This is a genomic window from Parabacteroides sp. AF18-52 (genome assembly GCF_003479145.1).
Taxonomy (GTDB): domain Bacteria; phylum Bacteroidota; class Bacteroidia; order Bacteroidales; family Tannerellaceae; genus Parabacteroides; species Parabacteroides faecis.
On record NZ_QUGR01000007.1, the window covers coordinates 48792 to 74638 of the forward strand.

The following is a 25847-nucleotide window of genomic DNA, read 5'->3' on the forward strand; positions in this document are numbered from 1 at the left end:
AAACCTAAACAATCTGTCTGTATGAGAAAGAGCTTTGTTATGTTAGTACTATTCTGCATCGGGATATGTACGAATGTGCTTTGGGCACAAGGAAAAGTAAGCGGTGTTGTAATGGACAAAGATTTGAATGAACCTCTCGCTGGCGTTAATGTGTTACAAAAAGGTACTACTATCGGTACTGTAACTGATTTGGATGGAAAATACTCCCTGGATGTAGGCAGTAATGCAATTTTAGTCTTTTCTTATTTAAGTATGAAAACAATAGAGGAACCGGTTAACGGACGTACCGTTATCAATGTCTCTATGGTTTCTGATTCTGAACAATTAGGTGAAGTTGTTGTAACTGCGTTGGGTATCAAACGTGAGTCTAAGACTTTGACTTATGCTGCCCAAACAGTTGGAGGCAAGGACTTAAACGAGATCAAGAATGTAAACATGATTAACTCTTTGCAAGGAAAGAGTGCCGGTTTGCAGATCACTCCGAACTCGACCGGTGCAGGTGGTGCATCCAAGATTTTGTTCCGTGGTAATAAATCTATAAGTGGTAGCAACCAGCCGTTGGTAGTAGTGGATGGTGTACCTTTGATGATGAATGTATCAACCTCCCAGGTGGATATGGTATATGGTAGCCAACGTGACGGCGGTGATGCCATGTCGACAATCAACCCGGACGATATTGCTCAGATCACTTTATTGAAAGGAGCTTCTGCTGCTGCATTGTATGGTGCTGTTGCTGCCAATGGTGCCATTATGATTACAACTAAATCTTCTCAGGCAGGTAAAGTGGCTATCAACGTATCAAGTAATACAACCGTTGAGACAGCGATGACTCTCCCTAAGTTTCAGAGTTCATACGGTATGAGTGATGAAGGTACTTATAGCTGGGGTAACAAATTATCTTCTAAAGCACCTAATTATGCAAAGGAATTTTACAGACCGGGTTTCACCACCAATAACTCCATCTCTTTGGCTGGTGGTAACGATAATATCTCGTCTTATTTTTCTTATGCAAATGTGGCTTCCAATGGTATTATGCCGAAGAATGATTATATGAGTCACAACTTGTTGGCTAAGGTCGGTTTCCATTTATGGCAGAAAGTACATGTCGATGTAAGTGCTCGTTATAATAACCAACATATCGAGAACCAAGCTATGGCTGGTTTCCTGGGTAACCCGATTACCGGTGCTTATCTGTTCCCGAGAGGTGAAGATTGGAATGGTTACAAGAATAACTTTGAAGTGTATGATCCATCATTGAATACGAATATTCAGAACTGGACGAACCTGGGCCAGGAACAGTTCTCTAACCCGTATTGGATGCTGAACAGACAAACTCCTGTTTCTGATCGTAACCGTTACGAATTTGGTGGTAGCGTGAAATATGATATTATGACCGGACTTTCTGTTACAGGACGTTTGCGTTATGAACGTGGTGAAGATAAATTCATCCAGAATGAATATGCTTCCAGTACCGGTGGCCGTAACGCAATGGGACAGATAAAAGATAACCGTGTGTTCAGTGAACAGATGTATGGTGACGTATTGGTAAGTTATAATAAAATATGGGATGAAGATTATTCTTTGTCAGTAACGGCTGGTAGCAGTTTCACAAAGACAAACTCTTCCAGTATAGAAATTATTGGTGATGGTGCTAAGTTCTCTGTTGTTGATGGTAAACCTACAGGTAATACGTATTATCCGAATATTTTCTCTCCGGCCAACTATTACAAGACCAGAACTACGGAAACATTATCGGAAAAACGTTTGAATTCTGTTTTTGCAACCGCTCAGTTCGGTTACAAAGAAGGTCTGTTTCTGGATGTAACGGCTCGTAATGACTGGTCTTCTGCTCTGGCATTCACTGACGGTGTTTCATTCTTCTACCCGTCTGTCGGTGCAAGTGCCTTGTTGGATAAGTTTATCGATTTTGGTAAAAATGTGGATATGTTCAAACTCCGTGCTTCTTATTCAATGGTGGGTAATGATGTTCCGGTCTTTATGACTAACCTGCGTTATACTTTGAAAGACCAGGGTTCTATTACTCCTCCTGAAAAAGCTCCATTCAAGACATTGAAACCTGAAAAAACAAACTCTCTGGAAGTTGGTTTTGATGGAACATTCTTCCGTAACCGTTTGAATGTAAACCTGACTTATTATAAAACAAACACAAAGAACCAGTTCTTTGCAATCGATGCTCCTTGGGAAACTGGTCTGAGACAACGTTATGTAAATGCAGGAAACGTGGAAAACTCAGGTTTTGAAGTTGTTTTAGGTTGGTATAACCAGTTTACAGATAATTTCAGCTGGACAACGAACTTCAATTTTGCTTATAATACCAATAAGATTAAAGAGTTGGTTAAGGAATTGCCGGACGGTTTGTCATTGGCCAATTATGGCGGTGCTAAAGTGATCTTGAAAGAGGGTGGACATTACGGTGACTTGTATGTTCGTCAAGTGAAAAGAGATGATAACGGTAAACCGGTTATTGAAAATGGTGCTCCTCAATTAGGCGGTGACGGTATTGCCGATCTGGAATATGCAGGCGATATGAATGCGAAAGTAAACATGGGCTGGACAAACACGTTCCATTATAAAGACTTTACATTGTCATTCCTGATTGATGCAAAAGTCGGTGGTAAAGTAATGTCGATGACAGAAGCTACATTGGATGGTTGGGGCGTTTCAGAACGTTCTGCTGCTGCTCGTGATGCAGGGGCAGTCATGTTTGACGGAGTATCCTTCGATCCTCAGAAGTTCTATTCAACAACTGGTGCAACAAACTTTAATTCACAGTATGCAAATGGACTGTATATTTACGATGCAACAAATGTTCGTTTGCGTGAATTGTCGTTCGGTTATACATTCCGTAACCTGTTTGGAGCAGGTAAGAACCTGAATGCTTCTCTGATTGGACGTAATTTATTCTTCTTCTATAAAGATGCTCCGATGGATCCGGATGTTTCTGCTTCTACAAACAACGGATGGCAGGGATTCGATATGTTCTCATTACCTACATCTCGTAGCTTTGGTCTTAATTTAAAACTTAATTTCTAAATCTTAGTCCCTATGAAAATGAATAAATTTTTGACATATGCTATCGCTTCAGCTCTTACGTTGACTGCTGGTTCTATGATGACTGGCTGTACCGATAGTTTTGAAGATCTGAACACGAATAAATATGAGGTGGATCCGGATAATTTACCGTTTGAATCCCAGTTTGTTGAGCCGATCACTTATGTGTATGCTCCTCAGCAAAATATGTTCCAGTACTGGACTAACCTGAGTACGGACTTGTTCGGTGGTTATTTCATGACTCCGCATAATTTTGGTGGTAACGGTAATGTCGATTATAAGCTGAACCGTGGTTTTTGCGGAGGTATGTATGAAAACTTCAATCTGCATATATTCAACAATACACGTCGTTTGATCAAGACTTGCGACGAGAAAGGTCTTGTCGATTATGCAGCTATTATGCGTGTGGTTCAGGTGTATGCATTATCTACCATGACGGACTCTTACGGACCGGTTGCTTATCAGTCTGTACTGGATGGGAACGATGTCTCTTTCTATTATGATCCGCAGGAAAGCATTTATAAAGCCATGTTTACTTTACTCGACGAAGCGATTACCGGCTTTAAGACCGGAACATCGGAGGTGTCAAATATGCAGCAGTTCGATTATTGGTGTCAGGGAAATCGTGAATTGTGGGTGAAGGTAGCCAATCAGTTCAAGCTGCGTCTGGCAATGCGTATCGTAAAGGCAGACCCGACTCTGGCTAAACAGAAAGCGGAAGAAGCTGTTGCCGGCGGTGTGTTGACTGCTGCTGATAAAGATATCCTGATCGATCAGGGTTTGAGCAACGAATTGACTCGTATGTTCGAATGGGGTGACTGCGGTGTTAATGCAAACCTGGTTACTATTTTGGAAGGTTATAATGATCCGCGTATTGCTCTGTATATTACAAAGAATACAAATGATATCAAAAACGGAGATAAAGTAGTTGTAGCTAAAGACTCCAAGTACTTGGGTATCCGTGGTGGCTGTAATCTGCCGAATAAACCGAACCAGTGGGGTAATTTCTCCAATCTGGTATGTACTTATTCGACTCCGATGCCGGTCATGAAGGCTGCAGAATCTTATTTCCTGCGTGCTGAAGGAGCTTTGCGCGGTTGGAATATGGGTGGTAATGCTAAGGAATTGTATGAAGAAGGTATCCGTCTTTCTATTAAGAATGAATTGAAGTACAAAGGTGTTTATGCGGGTGTGACTTCCATTTCTGACGAAGAAATCGATGCTTATATTAATGGAACGACTCTTCAGGCTGACTTTGTTGATCCTGTTGATGCGCAGAATAGTATTAAAGCAATGAACACAGTTCCGGTTAAATGGGATGAAAGTGCCAGCAAGGAAGATAAACTGCAACGTATCATTACACAGAAATGGATTGCAAACTTCCCGTTATCAACAGAAGCCTGGGCTGAATATCGTCGTACAGGTTATCCTAAATTGTTCCCTAACCGTGTGAACAGCAGTAACGGAACAATTGATACAGATGAACAAATCCGTCGTTTGATCTATTCGGAAGTAGAAATCAATACGAATAATGACGAGTTGCAGAAGGGTATTCAGATCTTGAACCAGGAAAACTCCAGCTCTAACTTTTCCGGTGATATCGGCGGTACTCGCGTTTGGTGGGATAAGGCAAATGTAGGAAACTTCTAATTTACATATATCATATTGAATTGGATAAAATAAGAAAGGCTTCCGGCTCTATCAGGGCTGGAAGCCTTTCTCTTTTATAATAGGAATTATCTTATCGGGTAGAGTTTGGTATATCGGAGGCCCAGATGGCTTTGATCGTTTCCTCCTGATTGTAACCTGCCGGGCAAACCTTGCTACGTGTATTGGCCCTGTAGGTGTTTTGCGTCTCATTCGGACAACAGATGCCTCTTAGGCCAGGCATTTCGATATGTCCGTTCGGATCGGTCTGTTTGATCCACTGCCAGGCATATCTAAGCCAGTCATTCCGGTAGGATTCCGGTTGTTTGGCATACCAGGATATCTCGTCCCAACCCCATGGAAAATAAGAAGTCGTATCGGCAGTATTGACCGGCTCTTCATGGCCGTAGTTGTCTATCTCCACCAGATACGGAAGCGATTCGCATTCCCAACCGCTGGGTGTTTTGCATCCCTGGCTTTTCCCGTAAATGCCGTCCAGATGGTTGATGCGTAATTCCGCTCGTTGTGCCTCACCCTCTTTTATATTTTCAGGAATGGCACAGATGCGCATGGGAAATGAATTGAAGTCGATCAGGCTTTTACCGTCTTTCAACATGCCTCCTTTAGGTGTATGGGCATCGAGAAGAACCCAATGGCGGCGGGCGTGGCTGGCGGCATAATCGCGGATATGGCCGATTACGTCTGTCCAGTGTTCCCGTTGAGGGTCATGCATGCCTATCAGTTCGATCTGTCCCAGGTGGAAGGCTTCACAGCCGATGTTGATGAATGAACAGGCCAGGTATTGAAACCATAACTGTGTTTCGGTACGGCTGATATCCGGTACGCTTCCTCCTTTGTGCCAGTGATCTACATATTTACCTTCCTGGCTCAACATGTCTTTATAAGAGAAGTTGCGCTTTTCCGGTTGTAGACCGTATGATTGGAATACCCAGTCGGGAATAGGTATTGTGTTGACATCTTCGGAAATGGCTTCGAACAGGCAAGCCTGAAAGATGATATCCGGGTCGTAAGCATGTAATTCCTGTATGATCGATTGGGCTTTCGTCCAAAAGCCCGGATCGTTGAGAATATGTTCGTTTTCCCAACGGAAGATGGCACGGCCGATGAACTTGGCTCCGGTGTTTTTGATCATGCGGATATCATCCGTATAAAGATCCGGATTGTTTTTACCCGGTACCAATACACAGGAGAGCGTGATGGAACGGTCCAGATAGTTTTCCAGTACTTCCCGGTCTATTCCGTTCCGGTCAAAATGATAAGCCTTATGCTGGGCATTTATGCAAAGAGGGAATAAGGCTAACAAAAAGAAAAGTTTGCAGATCTGTTTCATATGTTTCCTGATTATTTTCAAATATAAAGAATAATCAGGAAATGCAGAAAACTATTCTAATATTCCTTTACCCTGACGTATAATTTCGAAATCGTCTGTCGTGCAGTCTACTACTGTCGAGGCCTCAAAACCACCGTAACCACCGTCGATCACGATATCTACCGTATTCTCATACTTTTCGTAGATCAGTTCGGGATCGGTGGAATACTCGATCATATCGTCATCGTCATGTACGGACATGGTCAGTATCGGGTTTCCCAACTCTTTGACCAACGTACGGATGATATTATTGTCCGGTACACGGATGCCAACTTCTTTCCTGTTCTTATATATTTTCGGTAATTCGCTACTTGTCGGAAGAATAAAAGTGAAAGGACCGGGCAAGTGTTTTTTCATCAGCTTGAAAGCTGAATTGCTTACTTTGGCATATTCACTCAGATTGGAAAGATCATAACAGATGATGGAAAGGTTACTCTTTTGCGGGTTGATCCCTTTCATTTGGCATATCTTTTCAACGGCACGGACATTCAGTGCGTCACAGCCGATCGCATATACCGTATCGGTCGGATAAATGACCAGACCTCCGTCACGGAGAACACCGATCACTTTGTCTATTTCCCTGGAATTGGGATTTTCAGGGTAAATCTTTATTAGCATAGTTTTTTCAGTTGATAGTTGACAAGTGACAGTTGACAGTTAAAACAAGAAAATTAATCGGCTGAAAGCCACATATCTGTCAACTGTCATCTGTCAACTGTCAACTTTTACGGCTTAGCCGTAAATTATGTTGCCGTTCTCGTCGGTAAATTCTTCTAATCCTTTGCTATACTGGTTCATGGCTCGAAGGCTCATGCCCATGCTTGAGAAGCCACCGTCGTGGTATAGGTTCTGCATCGTTACCTTACGGGTAAGGTCGGAGAACATCATTACGCAATAATCTGCGCATTCTTCTGCCGTTGCATTTCCCAGCGGACTCATCTTGTCGGAGAAGTCCAACAGGTGTTCCATGCCTTTTACTCCGCTACCGGCGGTTGTCATGGTCGGTGACTGGGAGATGGTGTTGATACGCACTCCCTTTTCGCGTCCATAAATATAGCCGAAGCTGCGTGCAATCGATTCCAGCAAGCTCTTGGCATCCGCCATGTCGTTATAACCGAAGAAAGTACGCTGTGCTGCCACATACGATAAAGCAAGTACGGAACCGCCCTGGGCGATAGCATCCTGCTTTTTAGCTACCTGAAGCATCTTATGGAAAGAGACAGCGGAGATATCCAGTGTCTTATCCAACATATCGTAATCCAGGTCATCATATGTACGTTTCTTGCGCACGTTCGGGCTCATGCCGATTGAGTGCAATACGAAATCTATTTTTCCTCCCAGTATTTCTACTGATCTGGAGAATACCGTTTCCAAATCTTTTACGTTTGTAGCGTCTGCCGGCAGAACTTCAGCATTCAGCTTCTTAGCCAGGGCATCGACTTCGCCCATACGTACTGCAACCGGTGTATTACTCAATGTAATGGTTGCGCCTTCTTCTACAGCCTTTTCTGCCACTTTCCAGGCAATAGACATTTCATTCAGCGCGCCGAAGATAATGCCTCTTTTACCTTTCAATAAATTATGACTCATACCTTTATTTAATTTATTTACGGCACAAAAGTACACAATTTGTGCAAGATAAACAATTTATGTCCGGCTTTGCTGTATAACTAATGCGTGAAATGGTTATAAAACGATAAACCCGGATACAAAATCTGTATCCGGGTTTATCGTTTATGTTCAGAACGTTATTCTCTGTAATATACCCTTTTTACCCGTGGAGACACTGACGTCAGAATCTCGTAAGGTATTGTTTTTAACTTGTCGGAAAGTTCACTGACCGGTAACTCTTCTCCGAAGACAATCACCGGATCGCCTTCCTGGGCATTTGTATCGGTGACGTCGATCATGCAGGCATCCATACAGATGTTTCCGACGATCGGGCAACGTTTCCCATTGATGAACACCTCGCCTCCCCGGTTACTGAAATGGCGGTCCAGCCCATCGGCATAACCGATCGGGATGATGGCAATGCGCGAATTGCGATCAACGTAGGTCCGGCGACTGTAACCGATAGAATCGCCTGCCGGTACTTGTTGTATCTGAAGGATAGTGGTGCGCAGGGTACTGACGTTGCGTAACCCTTTCATGCCTGAAGCACTGACTCCGTATAAGCCGATTCCCAGGCGGACCATATCCATCTGATAGTCCGTAAAACGTTCGATCCCGGCTGAGTTCAGGATATGTTTGATAACCTTATATTCCAAGCCGTTCTCCAGTTCGGCGGCAGCCAGGGTAAATGTATCCAGTTGTTTCTTTGTGAAGTCATCGAAGACAGACGAATCGCTGCCCACCAGATGGGAGAAGACAGAACGTGCCGTAACGCCGCTTTGTTCTCTCAACCGTTCGCAGATGGCAGGGACGTCGCCCGGCTGGAATCCCAAACGGTGCATTCCCGTATCTATCTTGATGTGGATCGGGTAGGAGGTAATCCCCCGGCGTTCCGTTTCCTTGATCATGGCATCCAACAGGCGGAAACTGTATATCTCCGGCTCCAGATTGTTTTCAAATAATACATTGAAACTGCTGAACTCCGGATTCATAACGATGATGGGGATCGAAATACCTTCTTTCCGAAGCTCCGCCCCTTCATCGGCTACCGCAACGGCAAGGTAATCGCAACGATGCTCCTGTAATGTCTTGGCCAATTCGTATGAACCGGCACCGTATCCGAATGCTTTTACCATGCAGACCATTTTGGTCTCCGGTCTCAGCTTCGAACGGTAATAGTTGAAATTGTGTACAACGGCATCCAGATTTACCTCGAGTATCGTTTCGTGTACTTTCTTTTCCAATAATTCGGAGATACGTTCGAAATGGAAATGGCGCGAACCTTTTATCAGTATCAGTTCGTCCCTGAAATTCTTAAAGGTCGGCGATTTAAGGAAATCATCCGTACTCAGGTAGAATTCCTTTTCTATATCGAATGCATTGCCATATTCTTTCAGATCCCGTCCGATGCCGATAATACGGTCTATGTTTTTACGCCGTACCAGGTCGGCCACCTTTTTATAAAGCGATTTAGGCAGAGTGCCCGATTGCAGGATATCGGAAAGGATCAGCGTACACTTGAGGCTCTTATCCACATGACGGCTCTGCTGGAAGTCGAGGGCGATGTCCAGCGAGTTGATATCCGAATTATATGTATCGTTGATCAGTATGCAGTTGTTGATACCCTGCTTAACGTCCAGGCGCATGGCGACAGGTTCCAGCTGTGTAAATTTATGAGCGTCATTTACACTGGTGGGCTTTAAGTAAAGCATTACCGCCAGGCAGTGGATGACATTCTCGATGGAAGCGTCGTCGATGAAAGGAATGACATATTTCTGAGTCAGTCCGAGCAGCGTGCAACGGATGATCGTTTCCGATTCTTTTTTCTCGATCGTTTCGATATAAAGCGGTGCTTCCGAGTCTGTCCGGCTCCAGGCTATTGCCTTGTGCGAAAGGCAGGCCGATTCGATGCAGTTGGAGATGAAAGCGTCGTCACCGTCATATATGATTGCTTCGCAGTCGTTGAACAGCGTCAGCTTTTCCAGGCATTTCTGGGTAGTAGAAATGAAATTTTCCTGATGCGCCTCTCCTATATTAGTAATGACACCGATGGTTGGGGCAATGATCGGGCGAAGGTTTTCCATCTCGTCCGGCTGTGAAATACCCGCTTCAAAGATACCCAGCGTATTCTTGTCGCTCATCTGCCAGACAGACAGCGGCACACCCAGCTGCGAGTTGTAGCTGCGCGGCGAACGGACAATATTGAATTCCTTATGCAACAGCTGATAAAGAAACTCCTTTACGATCGTCTTTCCGTTACTTCCTGTAATACCTATTACGGGGATATTAAACCGCTTCCGGTGATAGATCGCCAGCTTTTGAAGTGCTTTCAACGTGTCTTTGACCACCAGGAAGTTCGCTTCCTGAAGAGATTCGAACTCCGGAAGCATTTCGCTCACTACAAAATTGCGGACGCGCAGTTTATAGAGCTCTTTTATATATCTGTGTCCGTCGTTGGTCTTTGTCTTTAGGGCAAAGAAGAGACTTTGTTCCGGAAAAGAAAGCCGGCGACTGTCAGTCAGCAAGATACTAATGGTACTATCTTGTAGGTTTCTTGCTTTGGCACCAATAACTCCTACTATTTCTTTTATCGAGTATTCCATTTTTTACATTAGTTTAGACTTTATTATTTCCATCTCTTTTGTACTATCAAAGGAAGGAAATTTCTCGTTAATTCGTTCCATCTTTAACAAAGTTTGCGAGATGAAACGTTTATAGGCTTCACTTTCGGGTTGAAACGGGCGGTGATTAATAGCCTTTTGTATCTCTGCCCATTCTTTAAGAAAACCTTTCGTTTCATCGGATAAGAAATTTTCTGTAAAACGTTGCCAAATATAATCAACAGCCAGCTCCGAAGGGTGTAGCATGTCGTTGGCATAGAAGCGGTAATCGCGCAGCTCGTCCATCATGATCTCGTAGGCAGGGAAGTAAGCGATACGTTCAGGATAGGTCGTTTGAAGCGTATTGACAGCCAGCAGTAGAGTCGCTTTACTGAGCTGGTTCCCATGTGCCCCGTCTTTCCAGTGACGGATAGGGCTGACGGTGAAAAGAATCTTCAGTTCCGGGCATTGCTCCCAAAGGGAAAGCAACAGTTCTTTCCATTCCGACACGATTTCTGCTACGGATAACATCGAGCGGTCGAACATCTTTTCGGGTAGTTTATGGCAGTTTGCCACCACTTCGCCCGTACTTTTCAACCGGTAGACATAAGCTGTCCCCAAGGTAACCACGATGTATTTCGTCTCCCGGAGTTCTCCCGCCGAAGCAAACAGCCTGTCGTTTATATTCTCCAGGCATTCCGTTTCCGAAGTGGAAGAAAAGCGGCTGTGGTGCGTAAAGCTGTGAAATACGCCTTCGTGACGGAACAGATCGTTGGAAGTGAACCGCTCCGGATGCAGCAACCTGCGTAACGCCGCTGCGATGGATGCCGGATTATACAGTGTCCCGAACGGATTAATGTCGACATTGAACCGGTTCTCAGCCAGCTTCGTCCCGATATTTTCTGCAAAGCAGGAGCCGAGCAACAGCGTATGTTCCTGCCACGAAAAGCGGAAAGGCGGCTTGGGTAGTTGGATTGCAGTGTATAGTTCCATATTATTCTGTTGGATCGTTTGGTAACGGATCTGTCGGTGGTTGTTGTGCCGAACGTCTGATATAGAACGCCCGTTTCCCGCACCAGTTTTTTTGTATCTGGTTGTCTTCCAGTAGCTGTTCCAGGTCCTTTTTAGTCTTCTGACGTGTACACTGGTTCAGGCTGGCTGCTACTGTCAGGTTGATCGTTCCGTAGTTCTTTATATACCACAGGATACGTTTCTGCCGGATATCCGAATTGTAGTTTTTTTTCTCGCTGGTCCCTTGCCGCCGTTCGATGCGTACGCCCCGGAAACGCTTCTTCATTTCCGGATCAGCACGGAACTCTATGTTCTTGAACTCGATGGATGCCGACCGGATATCTTTTTTATTTTCCACCTGTTGCTTGCATCTCAGTGTTACGGAAAACGTTCCGATCCCTTCCAGATGTACGCTCTGACTGTTGCTTAGGCAGAAGAACAATTGTTCGCAGATCGCTTTGATGGCTCCCTTGATATCGGCAGACGTAAAGGTACTCATGCTTTCGATCATCCGTGCCAGCTCGTTGGTGTTGACGGTCTGGATATTGATAGCTCTGGCATGTAACGTCGGCTTCTCTTCCCCGTTTTTGGGAGGATTGGCAAATAAGTCGTATTCAATACTCATACACTTCCTTCTGTTTAAGGTTTAACGTCGTAACTATTAAGGATTTTCCTCCCTAATCTTATTTATGAAATAAATTCTCTTCATAAAAGTAAGGTTAAGGATGCAAATAAGTAAGGTATGCTTTTCATTTTCGCAATGTATTCCTTACTTATTTAAAAGTCCGTACCAAAGGTAATAAATCTCCTGATATAAAGAATTAATTGTCCGGTGGTTTTTTCTTGCTTCTGCCGGGTTATTTGTGAAGTGTTGTAAGGTGCTGAAAGAAAAGGAGTATAGTTATATATATAGATGTACGGGCGTACATTATATTAATTGCTATACAATAGAATAAAATATGTGTGTAATTAGCTGAAAAATAGAAATATGAGTGGAATAACGAAGTGACGAATTTAATCGTTCCTTTTTTCTCGTCAACAAAAGTAAGAATTAGTTTCGTATCAACCATTCTTTTTAAGATATTTTTTATTCGTCTATATGCTTTCTTATCAATTGAATAGCAAACAATGTACAAAACGGGGGCTTTCACAAACGAAAGGAAATGCCCTCTAAAAAAATGGCGAGATTAAAGGAACGTTTAAACTCGCCATTTTTAAGGGGAGTGAGGCGTTTCAATTGTGAATTGAACTTATTACACTTTAGTATTAATATTAAATTATTTATTATGAACAAAAAGTTTTCTACTCTTTTTGCAGGTGTAGCATTGTTAGGTGCAACATCTGTTTTTGCAGCAGATAACGTTACTTCTTTAGTTGAAGGAACCAATAGTGGTTTGTATCAATTGGTTGTAGGTGATGGTACTGCTCGTGATCAGTTTTTGTCGGTTAATGCTGACGGAAAGTTGGTCGCTGTTCCTTCTATTGAAGCAGACAATGTAGCGAGTACTTTGTGGTGTGTTACTGTTACAGAAGAAAATAAGGGAAAAGCACCTTATTTTGACTTTGTAAACAAAGGTGCTGAAGCGTTGCTGGCCATTACAATGGAAGAATTTGCAGCTGGTGCCACAGTAACAACTGCTGCTCCTGAAGTTGGTGGTGAAATCAGTGGTTGGGCATTTTCTTCTACTTATGAAACATTGCAATCTAACAAGTCTTTGTATTCTTATTTTACAACAGACTCTGTTGTTGGTTTTGTTGTTGGTGCTGATAATGCAGTAACTTTAAAGAAAGAGTTAGCAAGTAAAGTCGTTGATGGAACTTTCACTTCTTTCTCTTTGGTTGAAGCTGATTCTGTAACTTTGAATGCAACTCAGATCAATACTAAGCTGGGTATCCAGAAGGCAGATGCTGGCGTTACGCTGAAATTTACTCCGGATGCAAACAAAACAAGTTTGAAAAATCCGTTTAGCCAGGAATCTTTCTTAGCTGCTGATGCAGAAGACGGTTTTGTTTATATTACAAGAAAAGCTGATGATAAAGCTTTATTCGTAGATACTGCTTTCATCAACACAACAGGTTCTATGTTCCTTGCATTTAATTATATGGAGGATCTGGATGAGTTGAAAGATAGCGATTTGGAAGGACATGGTCAGTTCTTGTTCACTTATTTCCCGACAAATGACTCTTTGGTTATTCAGGTAAAGAGTATCATTAAAGAACCGACTGCTGGTAGCTGGGCTGCTACGGCTGCTACATCTATCACTGATAATGATGATGATTTTAACTATGTAACAGTTCAGGATTTGGTAAAAGCAGATCAAATTCGTGTCGTAACAATTGGTGAAAAGAAAGAAACTGATATCGTATTAGGTTTCACTTCTTGTAAAGAAAGCGATACAGACAGAGTATCTTTAGAAGATGGTGTATATTTCATCCAGAGTGCTACAAACAATAAGTATTATGCATCTCCGATACATATCGACGGTGAAACAGAAGAATGGGTAAGCGTTGACGCTAACGAACAGAATGTTAACCACATGCCTGCTTATCAGTGGGTTGTTCTGAAAACTAAAACATCTGAATACTTCTCTGCTACTTCTCCGGTAGATGTTACAAATCGTGAATATGCAAGCTTGAATGGAACTTATCAGTTTACTCAGGCAGCCGGTTCTTCTAAATATTTCTGTGAAGCTATCTCTACTACTGACTCTTTGGTTATTACTAAGATTACAGATACAAAAATCTTAGGAGATGAACATCTGGGTTACAAATATCTGACTGACGATGAATTGATGATCACTAACTATGCATTCAACTACTTCAACCCCTACACAATGAAGAAATACATTGCTCAGGTGGCTGGTAGCAACACATTGAATGTATTGCAGGAAACTCCTACTTATTTTGAAATCAAGCCGATTGGTAATAATGTTGCTGCTAATTATGGTTATACAGTAACAGCAGACGTTCAAAAAAGAATCAAAGGATTGGCTCAGTTGAAGAGAGTAGCTTATACAATCAACACTAAAAATGCATCTATCGCATTAGGTGAAGAAAATAACTTTGTGATCACAGACAAAGTTGCTGCAAGCGAATTCTTCTTCAAAGAAAATAACCAATTGGATGCTACTTGCTATTATGCATTTGTAGATGCTGCTAAGCTGGAAGATAATGGTTCATTCAAATTCAAAGCAGGTGTTGCTGACCAGAGTTTAACTGCACTGTTGCAACAGCAGGTTATTAATGAAGTTAGAACATCTGCTTTCTCTATCGGTTTGGCTGACCAGCCTCTGTATCGTCGTTTCAACCATGTTGAATTGGATGGTGCCGTAGAAGGTAATGAAGATGCGACTAAACTCCTGAAGTTCAAAGAAGCATACGTAAATGACTACTTAATGGACGAAACTAACATAAACTTCAAGCGTGAAGGTATGAACTACTTAGGTATCGGCGCTGCTAATATTGCTGCAGCTGGTCTGTCATTCAATGTACGTCCGTTCAACATTGGTAAATCTGCACAGTATCAGATCAAACCGCAATACCTGATCTATGTAGGCGAAACTGTAAATGAAGGTTCTGAAAATATTCCTTGTGATGCAACTAATCACAAGCACATGAATGCTGCCGGCGAAGAATGCGGACCTGAAGATTGTATCCACGCAACTCCGGCTGTAGAAGGATTCAACCGTTACAAACTGTTGGTTAGCTTCGCTGACTCTACAGATGCAAATGTTGTTACAGAAGAACAACTGTACAAATTCGGTAAATATGTTCGCGTAGGTTTCGTTGATGCAGTAGAACAGGATAGCGTAATCTATGTTTTGGGTAACGAATTTGCAGATGTTGCAACTAAAGACTTGAAAATGGATAATGTTAAGGCTGCTTTGAAAGCTAAACAGATCTCTTCTATCAACATGAAAGCTGCTGTTAAGGATGATAAACATCATAACTATACTTGGTCATTCCGTTATATCGATCCGGCTAAGGCTGCTAACGAAGTAGAGGAAGATCGCGCGTTCTTGATCGAATCAAATGCTGAATCTGCTATTGCTCCGAAGAATGCAGCATGGATCAAAAACCAAAATAACTGCTTGGTATTGTCTGATATGGATGCTTCTTTCGATGATGCTAAGACTGGTGGTGATGCAGCCCTGATCTTCAACATCGAAAAGGGTGCTGCAGACGATATGGCAACAGACAATGAAGGTATCAGCACTTCTGAAGTATCAGTAGTTGCTACTAGCGGTGCCGTAATCATTAAGGGTGCAGAAGGTAAGAAAGTTGCTATCAGCAACGTTCTTGGCCAGACAATCGCTAACACAGTTCTTTCTTCTGACAACGCTACAATCTCTGTTCCTGCAGGTGTAGTTGTTGTAGCTGTTGAAGGTGAAGCTGCTGTTAAAGCAATCGTAAAATAAGAGATTTATAATCAAAAATAATTCTAAAATTTCCACGAGGTGGTGTAGAGACGTTGTATTCAACGTCTCTACTATCCCATCAATTACCCTGTGACAGGCGAACAAGTGGTTATTAATATTAAGTAATAAAATAAAGTTCTTACTGTAATTTCTCCCGTGAGGAAGGAATACAGAAAAAAACAGCCTCTGCGATCATGTATCGTGGAGGCTTTGTTGCTTGTAGTTATTTTACATGACGAAATAGGTTGAAAATAAAAAAATGTAATTAATTTAGCTGCCCTAGAGAAAGTGTTAATTCTTAAAATCGATATGGGAAAACTGGAAAAACAACAAGAGAACTTTGTTTTGTCTGCTTTGAAGCAAGACAGTAAGGAGGCCTTCTCGTTATTGTTCCAGACCTATTATACTGACCTAGTCTTATTTTGTGGAAACTTTATAAAAGACAAAGATTCTTGTGAAGATATTGTTCAATCGATCTTCCTGAAGCTTTGGCGTGACCGAAAAAATATACAGATTGAAACATCCTTAAAATCTTATTTGCTGAAGGCTGTCCGTAACAGTTGTTTTGATGAATATCGGCATTTGGAAATCATCCGTCAGCATGAGGCTGAATATGAGAGTACTATGTTGGATTCTTATGATACGGATAATTATATATTATATTCGGATTTATCTGACCATTTACATCGTGCACTCGAGAAAGTGCCTGATTTATATCGGGAGGCCTTTATGCTGAATCGTTTTGAAGGTCTAAGATACAGGGAAATTGCAGAGCAACTGAATGTATCTGAACGTACGGTGGAAGTCCGCGTCAGTAAAACATTGGATTTATTACGGAAATATTTGAAAGACTTCTTTGTACTTTTACTTTCATTCTGTATTCCATAAAAAAAGTTATAAGCTATGTGGAAAATGATTCCTTGCACGTCTTAACACTATAAAAGAGAAAAAATGACAGATAAAGACCAAATACAACTTATTATATCAGCTTATCTATCCGGAAAAGCGACTGTAGAAGAGTGTCGTGAGTTGGAAGAATGGGTAAGACAATCACCTGATAATAATCGTTATTTCCAGGAAATGCGTAATGTCTGGCAAGTGGTGTATCCCGCCTTTAACCCTTCTGAGATTAATGTATTTGAAGCTGAAAAAAATATTATTGCAAATATTGCAGCCACCAAGAGGAATATACCTCATACTATATTGCTCTATTGGCAACGTATAGCTGCTATTCTTATTATTCCTCTATTAGTACTTAGTGCTTATTTATATCTGAATCAGGATAATAGTACGTATGATATCATAGAGTATCAGGAGGTAAGATCTCCCCATGGAACTTTTTCCGAAGTACGTCTGCCTGATGGGACCAATGTATGGCTGAATGGAGGAAGTTCCCTGAAATATCCTTTGACCTTCCGAAAAGGGGAGAGGAAGGTTTTCTTAAGCGGTGAGGGCTACTTTGAAGTACACTCTGATAAAGAAAATCCTTTTGTCGTAAAAACTGATCAAATGACTTTACGAGCTACAGGTACAGCTTTCAATATAGAGGCATATACTAAAGATTCTATCACTGCTGTTACAATGGTTAATGGTAAAATAGATGTAGTTTTTGAAAACTCCTCTCCTGTTACAATGACACCGGGAGAACGCGCTTCTTTTAATAATCAGACAAAGCAATGTCTGATTACGCAAACCGATCCTTATAAATGGTATGCATGGAAAGATGGATTAATGATATTCCGGGACGATCCCCTGGAATTTGTATTTAAAAAGATAGGCCAAACCTTTAATGTCAATATTACAGTCAAAGATTCAGCTATTGCAAAACAATTATATAGAGCGACATTTGAAGATGAGTCTTTGGATGAAATCCTTAATTTATTGAAGCTGACTGCCCCTATCCAATATAAAAAATATGGTCGAAATAAAACATCCGATAACCAGTTTGATAAGTTGCAAATAGACGTTTTTGGGGATAAAAGAAAATAATATGAAAAAAAACGTGTTTAGGATTGTGGCTTTTTATTCATGATCCGTCTTATAATTGAATGACCAGTTGTTTTATTAATTCTTAAAAAATAATTGCCTATGGAGAACCTACTTTCGTAAATTTCTATTCAAAAAGGCAGACAAAAAAGGGAAGGTCTCGTACACCTTCCCTTCACAAGTCTAGCTGAACAAGAGTGTTGTATAACCTTATTTTCTAACTAAACACAACAAAAATATGTATTCAATTCCAATTAGAGAAATTAAAAAGCAAATATTAACCTCTAAGTCTTTTCTGATTATGAGAATATGCTTGTTTTTATTGATTTGTAGTGTACTGCAATCTTTTGCATCTGAAATTCATTCACAGGTTTCCGCTTTATCGCTGAAGATGAAAAATGCCTCAATAGAGGATGTTTTGAATGAAATAGAAGAGCAGACAGAATATAGGTTCCTTTATAATAAAAGGATGGTAGATGTGACTAAACCTGTCAATATTGAAGTGAATAAAGAAAGCCTTGCAAATGTACTGCATGTTCTTTTCAAAGGAACAGATGTTGTTTACACAGTAAGTGACCGCCAGATCGTTTTGGGGCGCAGCAAAACAGTAGAACAGCAAAAGAGAAGAATTACCGGAAAAGTAAATGATAATAATGGTATTTCGGTAATTGGTGCCAATGTCGTTGAAAAAGGAACGACGAATGGAACAATTACCGATGTTAACGGGAATTTTTCTCTTGAAGTGAACAATGAGGCTATTCTGCTGATCTCATATATAGGATATAATACCCAGGAAATTCCAGTTATAGGTAAATCGACGCTGAATATTACTTTGACTGAAGATTCACAGAGTTTGGAAGAAGTTGTCGTGATGGGATATGGTGTCCAAAAGAAAAAACTGGTTACGGGCGCCACAGTCCAGGTTAAAGGTGATGATATTCAAAAGTTAAGTACTATCTCTCCGCTGACAGCTATGCAAAGTCAAACCCCCGGTGTCTTTATTACATCAACTTCCGGTGAACCGGATGGTGGCTATAAAGTGAATATTCGTGGTTTGGGGACGATTGGAGATGCCAGCCCGTTGTATATCATTAATGGGATTGTTGGAGGCGACTTGAATTCTATCAGTGCTTCAGATATCGAATCTATTGATGTTTTGAAAGATGCGGCATCTGCAGCTATTTATGGGTCAAGAGCTGCAAATGGTGTAGTTCTGATTACGACTAAACGTGGAAAGGTAGGTAAACCTGTAATTACTTATGATGGATATTTTGGTATACAAAATGTAGCTAAATATATGGATGTACTGGATGCGCAGCAATATATGGAAATACAAAATGAATCGTTAACGAATGTCGGTATAACTCCTAATGACTATTCGACGCTTGTTCCAGATTATGTATGGAAAGATTTGCAGAACGGGTGGAAAGGCACGAATTGGTTAAAAGAGTTTACAAATAAGAATGCCCCGGTACACAATCATGCTGTTAATATTTCAGGTGGAACTGAACAATCTATTTATTCTACAGGAGTATCTTATTCGTCTCAGGAAGGTATTTATGGAGAACCTGAAACTGCGAAATATAATAGAATAAGTTTCCGTGCCAATACGGAATATACCCTTGTCAAGAATAACGAATTCGATATTGTAAAAGTCGGAGAAAATATTTTATATACATATAAAAAGAAGAACGGAGGAGTCGGTAATGTTAGAAATATGCTGATTGGGAATCCTTTGATGCCGGTATATGATCCGGATGGTAATTTCCATAAAACTATGGTCCTTGATGCAGACCGGGCAAATCCTATCGGACAATATTACTATAATAATGCTTTAACGGAAAATACTAGCCATGATTTGAAAATAAATGCATTTGTAGAGATACAACCGATAAAGAATTTAATAATAAAAAGTAATGCCGGATATTCTCTATGGGCATATTCTAACAGGTATTATGGTCCTGCCTATAATTTGGGAGACAGGTATTTCAGAACAGAAGATGTTGTAAAGCAAAATCAGACAATAAGTAGAAATTTTCAGTGGGAAAATACGATTTCTTATGATTTCACTATTAAAGAGCACAATATTTCAGCTTTATTGGGTCAATCGATTGAAAAACACGGTTTAGGAGAAAGTGTCAGTGGACAAAATATGGGATCTTTGTTCGATTCCTTTGAATATGCTTATTTGAATAATGTGAAAACAATAGTTCCAGGAAAGACTCTTGTAGAAGGAAGTCCGGCTGGTGAGTCTGCAATATCTTCTTTCTTCGGACGTGTTAATTATAATTTTAAAGAAACGTATCTGGCTTCTGTTATTTTGAGAGCTGACGGTTCTTCCAATTTTGCCAGAGGCAATCGGTGGGGGTATTTCCCTTCTGTTTCATTGGGTTGGGTTATGAGCAACGAATCGTTTATGGAGAATACGAAAATGTGGATGGATTTTATGAAAATACGTGCAAGCTGGGGACAAAACGGTAATCAGGCTGTCTCTCCTTTCCAATACTTGGCCACATATTCATTCAATGCATCTGACTATTTCTTTGGTGCAGATAAAAGTGCTTGGACAACGGGAGCTTATCCTAGTATTTTGCCGAATAAAGATATTACCTGGGAAAGATCAGAACAATTAGATTTGGGTTTAGATGCACGTTTCTTGGATAGTCGCCTGGGGGTTGTTTTCGATTGGTATCGTAAAACAACGAAAGACTGGCTGGTCCAGGCTCCTATTTTAGGTTCACAAGGGGCGGCGGCTCCGTTTATTAACGGTGGTGATATAACTAATAAAGGTATTGAACTAAGCTTAAGTTGGAATGATGCAGTGGGTGATTTTTCTTATGGTATCAACACGAATCTGGCAGTAAACAAGAATAAAATTACCCGTATTGCAAATTCCGAAGGTGTAATAGAAGGTACAAATCCTGGTTTTGGAGATGGACAACCTCCTATTTATCGTGCTCAGGTAGGATATCCGATTGGTTATTTTTACGGATTAAAAACCGCGGGTGTTTTCCAGAATCAGGAACAAATAGATAATTATAAAGGGGCTATCTTGAGTGGAACAGCTCCTGGTGATCTGATATTTGTAGATATGAATAACGATGGTGTGATTGATATGGCAGACCGTACAATGATAGGGGATCCTAATCCGAACATGAATCTTGGAGTAACGATAAATCTGGGTTATAAAGGTTTTGATTTTTCTGTTACGGCAAATGGCGTTTTTGGAAATCAGATTGCTTCATCTTTTCATAAAGTCAATCATTATAAAGAAAATTATCCGAGTGTTCTGTTAGGAAGATGGCATGGTGAAGGCACTTCGAACCGATATCCGCGTCTGACAGCTGACTCCAGTCCTAACTTTATGCAGTTTAATGATATTTATATAGATAATGGAGATTTCCTTCGTATACAGAATGTTACGCTGGGGTATGATTTTAAGAAACTCTTTCCCAAGATGCCCTTGCAACAGGCGAGATTCTATGTGACAGTTCAGAATCTTTATACATTTACTGGTTATTATGGATCCGATCCGGAGATTGGTACTGCACCTGAAGGGTGGTCTAAAGGTGTTGATAGTGGATTTTATCCGATCCCCCGTACCGTATTAGTAGGGGCTAATATTAAATTCTAAAATAAAAGAGCCATGAAAAAGTATTATATAGTATTTCTATTAATAGTAGTGTCTTTAGTATCTTGTGATGATTTTCTTGATACAAAAGATTATACCAATAAGAATGATCAGAATTTTCCATTGACAGAGAAGGATGTAAATATGTCGCTGGCATCTTGTTATCATGTTATGGCTACTTGCCAGGAGTTTTCTTCCTATTATATTGGTGATATTCTTTCTGATGACCGGTTTGGTGGAGGTGGTCCGAACGATTTTAATCAACAGGCATGGGACCAAATGAAAAAATCGACAGAGAATATGCAGCAACAAACCTGGATACGGCTTTATCAAGGTGTTTTTCGTGCAAATAAGTTGTTGGAGGCAATGGATCAAATCATTTTTGAAACTGAGACTTCAAAGAATACATTGACGGGCGAAACTTATTTTATGCGGGCTTATTTCTATTTTGAATTGACTAAAATGTTTGGAGATGTGCCATTGTTGGTGACTTCTGAATCAGTAAATATTCCTAGAACTGCAGCTGCGGAAATTTTTGCACAAATTGCATTTGATCTTAAAACTGCCATAGAATTATTACCTTCTACCAGTTATGCATCTCAACTGAAATCAAATTTAGGACATGCAACTAAATGGGCGGCTGAAGGAATGTTGGCACGTGTGTTTTTATTCTATACGGGTTATTATGGGCAAACCTCACTTCCTGTAGCAGGCGGTGGAGAATTGTCTGATACAGATGTGATAGCTTATCTGGAAGATTGTATGAACAATAGCGGACATCAGTTAGTAGAAGAATTTCGGAATATGTGGCCTTATACAAATCAACTGACCGGAGAAGACTATGTCTATAATCAAGGTAAAAACTTATCGTGGGTAGGCGATGATAATAATATAGAAACAGTATTTGCCATAAAATTCGGGACAAAAGGAGATTGGAGCAATAAAGATTATGCAAATATGGTCGCCTTGTGTTGGAGTTTGAGAGGACAGTCAAGTTATGCCAATGTATTTCCGTTTGGGCAGGGATGGGGACAAGGACCTGTTAATCCCAGATTCATTGATGATTGGATTAAATATGAACCAAATGATACAATCAGGCGTAAAGGTAGTGTTGTGGATGTAAAAGATCCGGAGGAAGGTATCGAGTCGTATGAAGATGGAGGTTGGGAACAAATGCAAGATGGCGGTTTCTGGCAAAAGAAATATATTGCAGTTAATGCCTGGACGGATAAAGAGACCCGGAGTTTTAAAGGTTATTCGACATTGATGTTTGGAGGTCTTGATGATTATAGTTTTATCAATACTCAGGATCAGGTTCTGTTAAGGTATGCTGATATTCTGTTGATGCATTCAGAGTTGACTAAAACGACAAAGGGAATTAACATGGTTCGTGAAAGGGTGAAACTACCTCCGGTTAGTGGATATACTCCTGAGATCTTGAAGAATGAGCGACGTTTTGAACTGGCATTTGAAGGATATCGTTATTTTGATTTGTTACGTTGGTACGGAAAAAATGCCGGTGTAGAGATTGATAAAAATCAAAATGGAGTAAAAGTCTTAAATAATAGAGTGGAGACCGTCATTAACTATAATCTGACCAAACGGATTCAGGAAACAGGCGGCTTCTTACAAGTTCCACAATCTGAAATTGATTTGTCAGATGGAGTTTTAACTCAAACACCGGGTTGGACAAGTTCTGATATCACATTATAATTTAAATGCATCCGGGTGATATAACCCGGATGCTATCAGGTTTTTAATTCTCAATTTTCTATATAATCTGTAAATATATTATGAAAAAAATATTCTTCTTGTTTGTTCTCTTTTTTATTTACTCTCTTCATTCTTATTCTCAGGAAAAGAAATGGATTGATTTTAATCAGAATGGGAAAATAGATGTATTTGAGGATCCGGAAGCCTCTATCGATAATCGGGTAAACGATTTGTTGTCTCAAATGACTACAAATGAGAAGATACTGTTGTTAAGGGAAGTCTCTCCGGCAATACCACGTTTGGGAGTTGCAAAGTATGATCATGGAAATGAAGCCTTGCACGGAGTAGTCAGGCCAGGGAAATTTACTGTGTTTCCGCAGGCAATAGGTTTGGCTGCAACTTGGAATCCGGATCTGATCTATCATGTCTCAACTGCAATTTCAGATGAAGCACGTGCTAAATGGAATGAGTTGGAACAGGGGAAGAAGCAAACAAGTAAATTCAGTGATTTATTGGCGTTTTGGTCTCCAACAGTAAACATGGCACGAGATCCCCGTTGGGGACGAACCCCGGAGACATACGGTGAGGATTGTTATCTGACATCCCGGATTGGAGTTGCATTTGTTAAAGGATTACAAGGTGACGATCCTAGATATTTGAAAGTAGTATCTACTCCGAAACATTTTGCAGGAAACAATGAGGAACATAATCGTTTTGAGTGTAAGATGGAAGTATCGGAGCAGACATTGAGATCTTATTATTTGCCAGCATTTAAGGCTTTGGTTACTGAAGGAAAGGCCGAATCTATTATGAGTGCTTATAATGCAATAAATGGGATACCTTGTACAGCGAATAAATGGTTACTGACAGATGTTCTAAGAAACGAATGGGGATTTAATGGTTATGTAGTTTCAGATTGTGGAGCACCGGGCTTTCTTTATTCAGATCACCATTATGTAGAAACCAGGGAAGAGGCTGCACAGAAAGCTTTAAAAGCCGGATTGGATTTGGAGTGCGGCGGTTATTGTTCGGAATGCTTTATTTTTACCGATTATTTACCAAAGGCATTAGAGCAAGGTCTTGTGACAGAGTCAGAAATCGATAGGGCAGCATTCAGGGTATTAAGGGCTCGTTTTAAATTAGGTATTTTCGATGATCCGGATTTGAATTTATATGCCCAAATATCACCCTCTGTGATAGGATCTGAAAAACATCAGCAATTAGCTTTGGAAACTGCGAGACAATCGATTGTTCTTTTAAAAAACTCGAATGGCCTTTTACCTTTGAATAAAAAGAAAATAAAAAGTATGGCAGTGTTCGGGATAAACGCCGGGGTTGCAGAATTTGGTGATTACAGTGGTACTCCGTTGAATGAACCTGTTTCTCCTCTGCAAGGTATTAAGGATAAAGTGGCAGATGCCCATATTGATATTCGTTATGTACCATGGGTGACAAATCCAATCGAATATGAAACGGTGAATACAGAGTTTTTTTCATTTGAAAAAAACGGGAAAACAGAGAAAGGCCTGACAGTATCTTATTATTCTAATATAGATTTTCGGGGAACGCCAGTGGAATCTACTGATAAATTAATTCAGTTTGATCCTGCGAATCAGCCTCCTAACCCGTTAATACCCAAAGGGCAAATATCGGTTCGTTGGTGCGGAAACCTGAGTGTGCCGGTAACTGGGAAGTATAAGTTAGGTTTAAGTTCAAAGGGAAACACTCGATTTTATTTGAATGAACGACTTCTTCTTGAACAGAATTCAAAAGAAACCGACTCCGGAATTGAGTTGGATTTGACAGCGGGGGATAATTATTCGATAAAATATGAATATGTTTGTGATGCCAATAAGGCTTATACTGCCTTAAAATGGAAATTGTTGGAAATATCCGGGACAGAAGCCTTTAAAAAAGAGAAAAGTATAGCAAGAAAGAGTGATGTCGTTATTGCCGTATTAGGCATAAATAAAACGAATGAGAGAGAAGGACGCGACAGAACTTCTTTGGACTTACCTGCTGATCAAATGAAATTCATACAGGAAATTTATAAGGCAAATCCAAAGACGATAGTTGTTCTTGTGGCAGGTAGTTCTATGACTATTAATTGGATTGATCAGCATGTGCCGGCGATCATTGATGCCTGGTATCCGGGTGAACAAGGAGGTGCAGCTATTGCGGATATTCTTTTTGGAGATTATACTCCCTCTGGAAAGTTGCCATTGACTTTCTATGATTCGATAAAGGATTTACCTCCCTTTGATGATTATGAAATATCGAAAGGAAGGACTTATATGTATTTGAAGCAACCTCCACTTTATCCTTTTGGATATGGTCTAAGCTATACAGAGTTTGAAATTGCCAATTTGCAATTGAGTAAAAGTAAAATTCGAAAGGATGAAAATCTGGAAGTATCTGTTGATATTAAGAATATAGGAAAGAGGGCGGGAGCAGAAGTTGTCCAGCTTTATATACATGATATGACATCAAATACTCAAATGCCATTAAAACAGTTGAAAAGGTTTGAACGTGTTTCATTGGAAAAGAATGAGAAAAAGACAATTTATTTTACTTTGACGCGGGAAGATTTATCTCATTGGAATCAAAATAACGAATTTGTATTAAATACAGGATCTTTTGAGCTGATAGTAGGAAACTCTTCGGCTGATGATCGTATTAAAACTAAATTTGAAGTTTTGGCGCAGGAAGATAAATAAGAATGCTCTGAAATACTATCTTTGTAAGGATTAACTGGTTAGTTTTTTTAG

Annotated in this window: 14 protein-coding genes; 8 read left to right on the plus strand and 6 right to left on the minus strand. The window is 40.6% G+C overall.

All coding sequences use genetic code 11. The annotated features are described in order from the left end of the window. Positions 1 to 21: 21 nt before the first annotated feature. Together DWX23_RS13090 and DWX23_RS13095 are read left to right on the plus strand one after the other, a co-directional pair. Positions 22 to 3054, plus strand: coding sequence for a SusC/RagA family TonB-linked outer membrane protein (locus DWX23_RS13090; protein WP_122374810.1), 3033 nt, complete (start codon positions 22 to 24; stop codon positions 3052 to 3054). A 12-nt stretch (positions 3055 to 3066) separates the two neighbouring features. Continuing rightward, positions 3067 to 4722 carry a SusD/RagB family nutrient-binding outer membrane lipoprotein gene (locus tag DWX23_RS13095; RefSeq protein ID WP_122374811.1) on the plus strand — a complete coding sequence of 552 codons (1656 nt, stop codon included), beginning with the start codon at positions 3067 to 3069 and terminating at the stop codon, positions 4720 to 4722. A 91-nt stretch (positions 4723 to 4813) separates the two neighbouring features. On the opposite strand, the gene DWX23_RS13100 is transcribed toward DWX23_RS13095, so the two are convergent. The 6 genes from DWX23_RS13100 to DWX23_RS13125 all read right to left on the minus strand — a co-directional run bounded on the left by DWX23_RS13100 (position 4814) and on the right by DWX23_RS13125 (position 11956). Further along, complete coding sequence (locus tag DWX23_RS13100; protein ID WP_122374812.1) at positions 4814 to 6070, minus strand: hypothetical protein; 1257 nt, start codon at positions 6068 to 6070, stop codon at positions 4814 to 4816. 51 nt (positions 6071 to 6121) lie between these two features. Continuing rightward, a complete protein-coding gene (locus tag DWX23_RS13105; protein ID WP_122374813.1) occupies positions 6122 to 6727 on the minus strand; it encodes an L-threonylcarbamoyladenylate synthase in 606 nt (201 codons plus the stop codon). A 114-nt stretch (positions 6728 to 6841) separates the two neighbouring features. Beyond that, the gene (locus DWX23_RS13110; protein ID WP_122374814.1) at positions 6842 to 7699 is read right to left on the minus strand and encodes an enoyl-ACP reductase; all 858 of its coding nucleotides are present in this window, start codon (positions 7697 to 7699) and stop codon (positions 6842 to 6844) included. Between the two features lie 158 nt (positions 7700 to 7857). Next, positions 7858 to 10323 carry a bifunctional UDP-N-acetylmuramoyl-tripeptide:D-alanyl-D-alanine ligase/alanine racemase gene (locus tag DWX23_RS13115; protein ID WP_122374815.1) on the minus strand — a complete coding sequence of 822 codons (2466 nt, stop codon included), beginning with the start codon at positions 10321 to 10323 and terminating at the stop codon, positions 7858 to 7860. Positions 10324 to 10326: 3 nt separating this feature from the next. After that, entirely contained in the window at positions 10327 to 11313 is a 987-nt protein-coding gene (locus tag DWX23_RS13120; RefSeq protein ID WP_122374816.1) for a GSCFA domain-containing protein, read from the minus strand. A 1-nt stretch (position 11314) separates the two neighbouring features. Then, entirely contained in the window at positions 11315 to 11956 is a 642-nt protein-coding gene (locus DWX23_RS13125; protein WP_122351868.1) for an HU family DNA-binding protein, read from the minus strand. A gap of 661 nt (positions 11957 to 12617) precedes the next feature. Here DWX23_RS13125 and DWX23_RS13135 point away from each other — a divergent pair. The 6 genes from DWX23_RS13135 to DWX23_RS13160 all read left to right on the plus strand — a co-directional run bounded on the left by DWX23_RS13135 (position 12618) and on the right by DWX23_RS13160 (position 25796). Next, complete coding sequence (locus tag DWX23_RS13135) at positions 12618 to 15749, plus strand: DUF6383 domain-containing protein (protein ID WP_122374818.1); 3132 nt, start codon at positions 12618 to 12620, stop codon at positions 15747 to 15749. Between the two features lie 309 nt (positions 15750 to 16058). Continuing rightward, a complete protein-coding gene (locus DWX23_RS13140; protein WP_122374819.1) occupies positions 16059 to 16637 on the plus strand; it encodes an RNA polymerase sigma-70 factor in 579 nt (192 codons plus the stop codon). Between the two features lie 63 nt (positions 16638 to 16700). Further along, positions 16701 to 17738, plus strand: coding sequence for a FecR domain-containing protein (locus DWX23_RS13145; protein ID WP_122374820.1), 1038 nt, complete (start codon positions 16701 to 16703; stop codon positions 17736 to 17738). Between the two features lie 388 nt (positions 17739 to 18126). Beyond that, the gene (locus DWX23_RS13150) at positions 18127 to 21369 is read left to right on the plus strand and encodes a TonB-dependent receptor (protein ID WP_233587600.1); all 3243 of its coding nucleotides are present in this window, start codon (positions 18127 to 18129) and stop codon (positions 21367 to 21369) included. A 12-nt stretch (positions 21370 to 21381) separates the two neighbouring features. Then, positions 21382 to 23079, plus strand: coding sequence for a RagB/SusD family nutrient uptake outer membrane protein (locus DWX23_RS13155; protein WP_122351863.1), 1698 nt, complete (start codon positions 21382 to 21384; stop codon positions 23077 to 23079). Between the two features lie 80 nt (positions 23080 to 23159). Next, the gene (locus DWX23_RS13160; RefSeq protein ID WP_122374822.1) at positions 23160 to 25796 is read left to right on the plus strand and encodes a glycoside hydrolase family 3 C-terminal domain-containing protein; all 2637 of its coding nucleotides are present in this window, start codon (positions 23160 to 23162) and stop codon (positions 25794 to 25796) included. Positions 25797 to 25847: the final 51 nt, after the last annotated feature.

Bases quoted from the DNA above. Each gene is read 5' to 3' on its own strand.
- DWX23_RS13090 (WP_122374810.1), top strand. From the start codon at position 22: ATGAGAAAGAGCTTTGTTATGTTAGTACTATTCTGCATCGGGATATGT.
- DWX23_RS13095 (WP_122374811.1), top strand. From the start codon at position 3,067: ATGAAAATGAATAAATTTTTGACATATGCTATCGCTTCAGCTCTTACG.
- DWX23_RS13100 (WP_122374812.1), bottom strand. From the start codon at position 6,070: ATGAAACAGATCTGCAAACTTTTCTTTTTGTTAGCCTTATTCCCTCTT.
- DWX23_RS13105 (WP_122374813.1), bottom strand. From the start codon at position 6,727: ATGCTAATAAAGATTTACCCTGAAAATCCCAATTCCAGGGAAATAGAC.
- DWX23_RS13110 (WP_122374814.1), bottom strand. From the start codon at position 7,699: ATGAGTCATAATTTATTGAAAGGTAAAAGAGGCATTATCTTCGGCGCG.
- DWX23_RS13115 (WP_122374815.1), bottom strand. From the start codon at position 10,323: ATGGAATACTCGATAAAAGAAATAGTAGGAGTTATTGGTGCCAAAGCA.
- DWX23_RS13120 (WP_122374816.1), bottom strand. From the start codon at position 11,313: ATGGAACTATACACTGCAATCCAACTACCCAAGCCGCCTTTCCGCTTT.
- DWX23_RS13125 (WP_122351868.1), bottom strand. From the start codon at position 11,956: ATGAGTATTGAATACGACTTATTTGCCAATCCTCCCAAAAACGGGGAA.
- DWX23_RS13135 (WP_122374818.1), top strand. From the start codon at position 12,618: ATGAACAAAAAGTTTTCTACTCTTTTTGCAGGTGTAGCATTGTTAGGT.
- DWX23_RS13140 (WP_122374819.1), top strand. From the start codon at position 16,059: ATGGGAAAACTGGAAAAACAACAAGAGAACTTTGTTTTGTCTGCTTTG.
- DWX23_RS13145 (WP_122374820.1), top strand. From the start codon at position 16,701: ATGACAGATAAAGACCAAATACAACTTATTATATCAGCTTATCTATCC.
- DWX23_RS13150 (WP_233587600.1), top strand. From the start codon at position 18,127: ATGAAAAATGCCTCAATAGAGGATGTTTTGAATGAAATAGAAGAGCAG.
- DWX23_RS13155 (WP_122351863.1), top strand. From the start codon at position 21,382: ATGAAAAAGTATTATATAGTATTTCTATTAATAGTAGTGTCTTTAGTA.
- DWX23_RS13160 (WP_122374822.1), top strand. From the start codon at position 23,160: ATGAAAAAAATATTCTTCTTGTTTGTTCTCTTTTTTATTTACTCTCTT.